The 6441-nt window shown below is 62.4% G+C and carries 5 protein-coding genes and 1 tRNA gene; 1 reads left to right on the top strand and 5 read right to left on the bottom strand.

Annotated features, from left to right (window positions below; all coding sequences use genetic code 11):
* Positions 1-445: 445 nt before the first annotated feature.
* The 5 genes from B4F73_RS03735 to B4F73_RS03715 all read right to left on the bottom strand — a co-directional run bounded on the left by B4F73_RS03735 (position 446) and on the right by B4F73_RS03715 (position 5601).
* Positions 446-1270, bottom strand: a complete 825-nt coding sequence (locus tag B4F73_RS03735) for an enoyl-CoA hydratase/isomerase family protein (RefSeq protein ID WP_290482536.1) — start codon at positions 1268-1270, stop codon at positions 446-448.
* Between the two features lie 32 nt (positions 1271-1302).
* A complete protein-coding gene (locus B4F73_RS03730) occupies positions 1303-2436 on the bottom strand; it encodes an acyl-CoA dehydrogenase family protein (RefSeq protein ID WP_349679535.1) in 1134 nt (377 codons plus the stop codon).
* Positions 2437-2526: 90 nt separating this feature from the next.
* A complete protein-coding gene (locus B4F73_RS03725; protein WP_290482534.1) occupies positions 2527-3726 on the bottom strand; it encodes a lysozyme in 1200 nt (399 codons plus the stop codon).
* Between the two features lie 101 nt (positions 3727-3827).
* A complete protein-coding gene (gene mgtE / locus B4F73_RS03720) occupies positions 3828-5210 on the bottom strand; it encodes a magnesium transporter (RefSeq protein ID WP_290482533.1) in 1383 nt (460 codons plus the stop codon).
* Between the two features lie 306 nt (positions 5211-5516).
* Positions 5517-5601 (bottom strand) — tRNA-Leu (locus B4F73_RS03715).
* An 85-nt stretch (positions 5602-5686) separates the two neighbouring features.
* Between B4F73_RS03715 and lipB the strand changes: the two genes are divergently transcribed.
* Positions 5687-6385, top strand: coding sequence for a lipoyl(octanoyl) transferase LipB (lipB, locus tag B4F73_RS03710; protein WP_349677837.1), 699 nt, complete (start codon positions 5687-5689; stop codon positions 6383-6385).
* Positions 6386-6441 lie beyond the last annotated feature (56 nt).

Here is a 6441-nt window from a genome sequence, read left to right as displayed (position 1 = left end):
CGAAAGGGAGCGAAGCTCCCGGCGGGATACCAGAGACCTGTCTAACGGGAGCACGAATAGCGTCTCTGCATCGGAAATGTGGGCTCTCCATCCGGGGTCGCGAGTCTGTGTTCTGCCCTTCCGGGAACGCTGTGAATACGTCCCTGTACGCTCCCTGTCGAACGTCCTGTTCTCCAGGGTCCCGGAAGGGCCTAACACAGACCCGCTCCGGGGCAGACTCCGGTGCCCCGGGTCATAGCTGACGCCTAACCTTTCTGTAAAGGTCCGGGCGGTGTTATGTCCCGTGGCGGTGACGCTGCCCCGCGTCTCGGATACGGAGCTCCGAACACCTGGAGAGCCAGCGTCTCTGGGATCCTGCCGGCAAGCTCCGCTTGCCTTTCGCGGGCGAGGCCTGCTCCCACAAGGGCCCGCTCCCACAAGGGGTCGCTTTCACAGGAAGACCTGATCATTCGTCGGCGGCCCACTTCGGCGGACGCTTCTGCACAAAAGCCAGGGTGCCTTCCTGGCCCTCTTCGCTGGCCACGGCTTCGGCGAAGTCGGCCGCCGCGCGGTCGAGCAGCTCGTCCATGGGCACGTGGCCCACGTCGAGCACCAGTTGTTTGGTGACCCGGCTTGCGTTGGGAGCGCAGCGGCGTATTTCACCGAGCACCTCGGCGAGCTTCTTGTCCAGCTCCGTCGGGGAGTCCGCCACCTCGTGGACCACGCCCAGCGTCAGCGCGTGGTGGCCGTCGAAGCGCTGGCCGGTGAGGGCGATGCGGCGGGCGCGGGTGAGGCCGATGCGCTGCACCACGAACGGGGCGATCTGCGCGGGACTCACGCCGAGACCGGTTTCCGGCAGGCCGAATTTGGCGTCGCCGGCGGCGATCGCCACGTCGCTGACGCAGGCCAGACCGAAGCCGCCGCCCATCACCGCGCCTTCCAGCACGGTGATCAGCACCTGGGGCAGGCGGTTGGCGGTGCTGATCATTTCACCGAAGCGGCGGTTCAGGCGCAGAAACGCCTCCGGGTCGCCCTCGGCGGCCTGCTGCCTGGCGCCGGCCATGTCCTTGATGTCGCCGCCGGCGCAGAAATGGCCGTCCGCGCCGCGCAGCACCAGGGCACGCACCCCGGCACCGCCGGCGTCGTTCTCCAGCCAGTCGAACACGTCCATCAGCTCGTTCACCATGGCCAGGCTCATGGCGTTACGCGCCTCCGGCCGATTCAGCGTGATGTGCAAAACGCCGCTTTCACGGGAAAGCGTCAGCGCCGTCGTCTCAGGTAAAGTCATCATCCATCCCGCTATTAACTATTCACTGTTCACTATTAACTGTTCTTCTTTTTGCCCGGCAGCATGCCCATGGTCTTGCAGATAATGCCGAGCATGACTTCGTCGGCGCCGCCGCCGATGGAGCCCAGGCGGCCGTCGCGGTAGAGCTGGCTGGCCGGGTTGTCCCACATAAAGCAGTTGCCGCCCCAGTACTGCATGCAGCCGTCGGCCACTTCCCGGGACAGGCGGCCGGCCTTGAGCTTGGCCATGGACGCCAGACGCAGCACGTCGCCGCCGTTGATGTAGGTTTCGCAGGCCTGCCACACCAGCGCGCGCAGCATTTCCACCTCGGTCTGCAGCTCCGCCAGCTTGAAATGCACGGACTGGTTGTCCAGCAGCGACATGCCGAACACCTGACGGTCGCGGGCGTAGTCGATGGTCTGGGCGATCAGGTTCTCGCAGCCCTTGATGGCGTTGGCGGCGCCCCACAGGCGCTCTTCCTGGAACTGCATCATCTGCATCATGAAGCCCATGCCTTCCTGGCCGATCAGGTTGCGCTGCGGCACGCGCACGTCGTCGAAGAACACCTGGGCGGTTTCCGAGCTGCGCATGCCCAGCTTGTTGAGCGGCTTGTCCACGGTGATGCCGCCGGCGTCCTTGGGCACCACGATCAGGGACTTATTGACGTGGGGCTTGTCGTCGGAGGTGTTGGCCAGCAGGCAGAAGAAGTCGGCGCTGGGCGAGTTGGTGATCCACATCTTGGTGCCGTTCAGCACATAGCGGTCGCCCTTCTTCTCGGCCTTCAGCTTCATGGACACGACATCAGAGCCAGCGCCACTCTCACTCATGGCGAGGGCACCAAGATGTTCGCCAGAGACGAGCTTGGGAAGGTAGCGGGATTTCTGGTCGTCATTCCCCCAGCGGCGAAGCTGGTTGACGCAAAGATTGGAATGGGCGCCGTAGGACAGGCCGACTGAAGCCGAAGCGCGTGAAATTTCTTCCATCGCGACCACATGTTCGAGATAGCCAAGCCCGGTGCCGCCCCACTCTTCCTCGACCGTGATGCCGAGGAGGCCAAGTTCGCCCATTTTCGGCAACAGGTCGCGCGGAAACGTATCCGTGCGGTCAATCTCTGCGGCGCGAGGGGCGATTTCGTTCTGGGCGAAACTTGCCACGGTCTCGCGGATCATGTCCGCAGTTTCACCGAGATCGAAGTTCAAAGTGGGATATGTGTTCGGAATCATGCCGCTGACTTAGCAAGACTTCCCCCGGCTGTCAGCCTAATCTTCCTGCGCCAGCATGCGGTACAGATAGTAGACCGAGACGAATAGGAGGAAGCCACCGCCCAGCGCCATCAGGGGGCCGGTATAGGTCTGGCTCGCAGCCTCGCCCATGCGCGCGCCCGATTGGGTGAGGATGCGGCGCAGTCCGTCATAAAGGCCAATCGTGCCGAGTCCTGCCAACAAGGCAAAGGGCAACCAGCGCCAACCGTGTGCGGGAGCAAAATCCTCTATCTCGGCCTGCGCGGGTGTTATCAGGCGCGATGTATCCACCTCGACCGTGGCCAGGTCATCGATCAGCTTCTGGCTTGTCGGCGGCACAGAGAGATTGTCGAGCGTGAGCCCCTCTCCCTGCGGATCCGACAGGTTTGGCGGGCGATAGGCGCGGCGGCGTTCCGACATGGAGGCTGGCGGCGCCGGGGCCGGTTCGCCATTGCCGTCGGGACCTGCCAGCGCCGAAACGGCGCGCGTAATCTCGTCAACGGTGGAATCACCTGTCGGCTGCGGGTCGGGCTCGCCGGATGCGCGGGAACCATTTTCCCCGAGTATGCGTGTCAGGCGCTGGGCCACTGCGCGGGCGGCGGCCTCTGGCGGGCTCTCGCGCTCGGCTGTGGCGCGAGCGCGGTTCTGTTCAGGTCGCGGCTCCAACACGATGGAAGTGTCCCGATTCCCGTTTGGCCCGGCAAGGCCGTCGCGTTCGGGGCGGACAAGCGCGCTCGGGATCGAAACACGGCGTTTGGGCGTATCCAGGAAGGTTGCCACTTCCACGGCGCGGCGGCGCACCAGTCCATCAATCACGCGGATCTGACCATCCACCCGACCCCGGCGCCAGCTACTCATGGCTTCAGCAGCAAGAATACGGTCACCGGAATTGAGGTGCGCGAGTACGTCAGAGGAATCGAAGGCCTTCAGACCGATATTGAAGGCGAACGAGACGAGCGCATCGAACTCGTTCTGGCTCAGCGGCGTGAACACCTGTTGCGCCAGATGGTTCTCGATCCGCTTCAGATCGTGAAAGCGCAGGATCAGTTCCGCATCAAAGGCGCTGACGGTCAGGCCAGCGCGTGCGGTCTCTGTATGCCCGTAACCGACCAGCCATTTGCCATCCGGCAGGCGGCTTGCGCGCGCACGAAAACCTTCGAAACTCTTGATGAGTTCGACTCCCTTGTCGGACGTGCGCATTTGACGGGCCAAAAGCATGGCTCCCGTTTTGGGACAGTTTGACTTTTTACTACGGGCAAGCGCTGCAAATCTCGCGCCCATTCACCCGAGAGGCGAGATTTGGCCAAGAAGTGCCCAATTTACAGGAGCACGAGCGACGCAAGGCCAAGGAAACTGAAAAATGCCATCACATCAGTCAGCGTCAGCACGAAGACCGACGATGCCACTGCAGGGTCAGCACCAAGGCGCTTCAGGCCGAGGGGAACAAGAATGCCCGACAGGCCCGCCCAGATAAACGTCGCCAACATTGCCGCGCCGATCACAAGCGCCAGCTCGACGTCACGGAACCAGACTAGCGAGATCAACCCGACCCCGATGGCAAAGATGACTCCGTTGACGCAACCGCTGAACACTTCCCGAAAGATGGCGCGGCGCGCCGCAGCGCCGTCCAATTGCCGTTCGGCAATGGCGCGCACGGCAACGGCTAGCCCCTGGCTGCCCGCATTGCCCCCCAGCGCCGCCACGACCGGCATCAGTACCGCCAATGCCACAACTTGCGCGATGGCCGCCTCGAACAGGGAAATAATGGCGGAAGCAATAAACGCGGTGAACAGGTTAACGCCCAGCCACGGCGCGCGCGCCTTCACCGTATCCCAGACCGTATCGGCACCGTCCGCCGAGGTCACGTTGAGCAGGGAGAGCAGGTCTTCGGCGTTCTCTTCCTGCATGACATCGACCATGTCATCGACCGTGATCATGCCGACGAGGCGGTCGCCTTCATCCGTCACAGGCGCCGCAGCCAGCGAGTATTTGCGGAACTGGAAGGCCACTTCTTCCTGGTCCATCTCCGGCTTCAGAGAGGACAATGCGTCTTCCATGATGTCCGACAATTGCACATCTCGCGGCGTGCGCAGCAGCGTCGCCAGCGAAACGATTCCCAGCAGGCGATGGCCCGGATCGATCACGTAGAGCTCGTAGAAGACTTCCGGCAATTCCTCGCCGAGCTCCCGCGCATGGTCGATCGCATGGCCGACCGTCCAGTATTCCGGCGCGGCCACAAACTCCGTCTGCATGAGACGGCCGGCAGTGTCTTCCTCATAGGAGAGCCCCCGCTCCAGCTGGGCTCTGTCCACCGGGGCAAGGTCGTCCAGGATACGCTCACGGCGGTCATCTTCGAGGTCTTCGAGAATGGTCGTCGCATCATCGGAATCGAGTTCGTCGAGCGCGCTTGCCACCGCCGCGTCCGGCAGCACTTCGACCGCCTCTTCGCGATAGGAATCGCGCAGTTCGATCAGGATGTCCGCTGGCAGCTCGCCGCCAAGCAGTTCTACCGCTTCAGAGAAGGTATCAAAGGACAAAGCCTCCAGCGCATCGGCGGCGTCGGCCGGATGCATGCGCTGCAGCGTCCGCGCCAGCCAGCGCGAATCCTTTTCATCAACGGCATCGATGATATCTTCCAGCAGATCCGGATCGACGTTGGGCGTCTCAGCGGTCTGGGCAGGCTGAACGGACGTTTCTGTCATGGCGCCTCTTTGCCGGGGTTACGTGGCGTCGGCAAGAACCGAATACGTTGAGCTAGCCGGGATTCGCAGGAATCTCACAGCGTGCCCGCAGTGATTGTGGCGGGTGTTGATGCGGGTGTGGGTCTTTGATTTCACTCATTCACTAAAATCGATCCTCGATCGATTTTTGGCGCGACGCGCCACCGTGGCAGCCTTGAGCAGCGTCCAACGCGGAATGAAATGTAGCGGGGATGAGTCTTTGATTTCATTCATTCACTAAAATCGATCCTCGATCGATTTTTGGCGCAACGCGCCACCGTGAATGAATGGTGCGGTCAAGAGGACTCGAACCTCCACGGGTTGCCCCACAGCGACCTCAACGCTGCGCGTCTACCAATTCCGCCATGACCGCACTGGTCTTCATTGAGGCAGACGGGCCGTATAAGGCGACACCAGCACTTTGTGAAGCCCTGAATGTCGCCTATATGCCCCCGGTGATGCAGAAATTCCCCGACACAGAATGGGCCGTTTCAGACCGCCTGGTTCCTTATGAGGATGCGGTCCGATTCATGGAGGCGCGCGCCCGCGCGATCCGGGAGGATGGCGCGCCGGAACTGGTCTGGTTCCTGGAGCATCCACCGCTTTACACGTCAGGCACGTCTGCCAAGCCGGACGACCTGCGTGACCCGGCCCGCTTCCCTGTCTTTGATGCCGGGCGCGGCGGCCAGTATACATATCATGGCCCCGGCCAGCGGGTTGCCTATGTGATGCTGGATGTTGCCCTGCGGGGGCGGGACGTGCGCGCCTTTGTGCAAAATCTGGAGACCTGGATCATCAAGGCGCTTGCCGCTTTCAATGTCGAGGCGGGCCCGCGTGACGGCCGCGTCGGCGTATGGGTTGATCGCACGAAAGCCGGCGGGACACTGCGCGAAGACAAGATTGCCGCCATCGGTGTACGCCTCAAGAAATGGGTCAGCTTCCACGGTACTTCATTGAACGTGGAACCAGACCTCGAACATTTCTCAGGCATCACACCCTGCGGGATCGCAGACCCGCGCTATGGCGTGACCAGCCTGGTCGATCTCGGAATCCCTGCCGCAATGGATGATGTCGACCTGGCCCTGAAAGATGCTTTCGAGACCGTATTCGAAAGTCGGCTGGTACGCGCTCCCGATCCGATCAGAGAACCTGCCTAGGCTGTTTCGTAAGCTTTCAGGCGCTGTTCTTCCTGGGTCAGATCACTGCCTGTGCG

The sequence above is a fragment of the Hyphomonas sp. UBA3601 genome, assembly GCF_002375605.1.
In the GTDB taxonomy this organism is placed as follows: domain Bacteria; phylum Pseudomonadota; class Alphaproteobacteria; order Caulobacterales; family Hyphomonadaceae; genus Hyphomonas.
The sequence above is the reverse complement of the archived record's forward strand: the minus strand, read 5'-3'. Positions and strand labels throughout refer to the sequence as shown.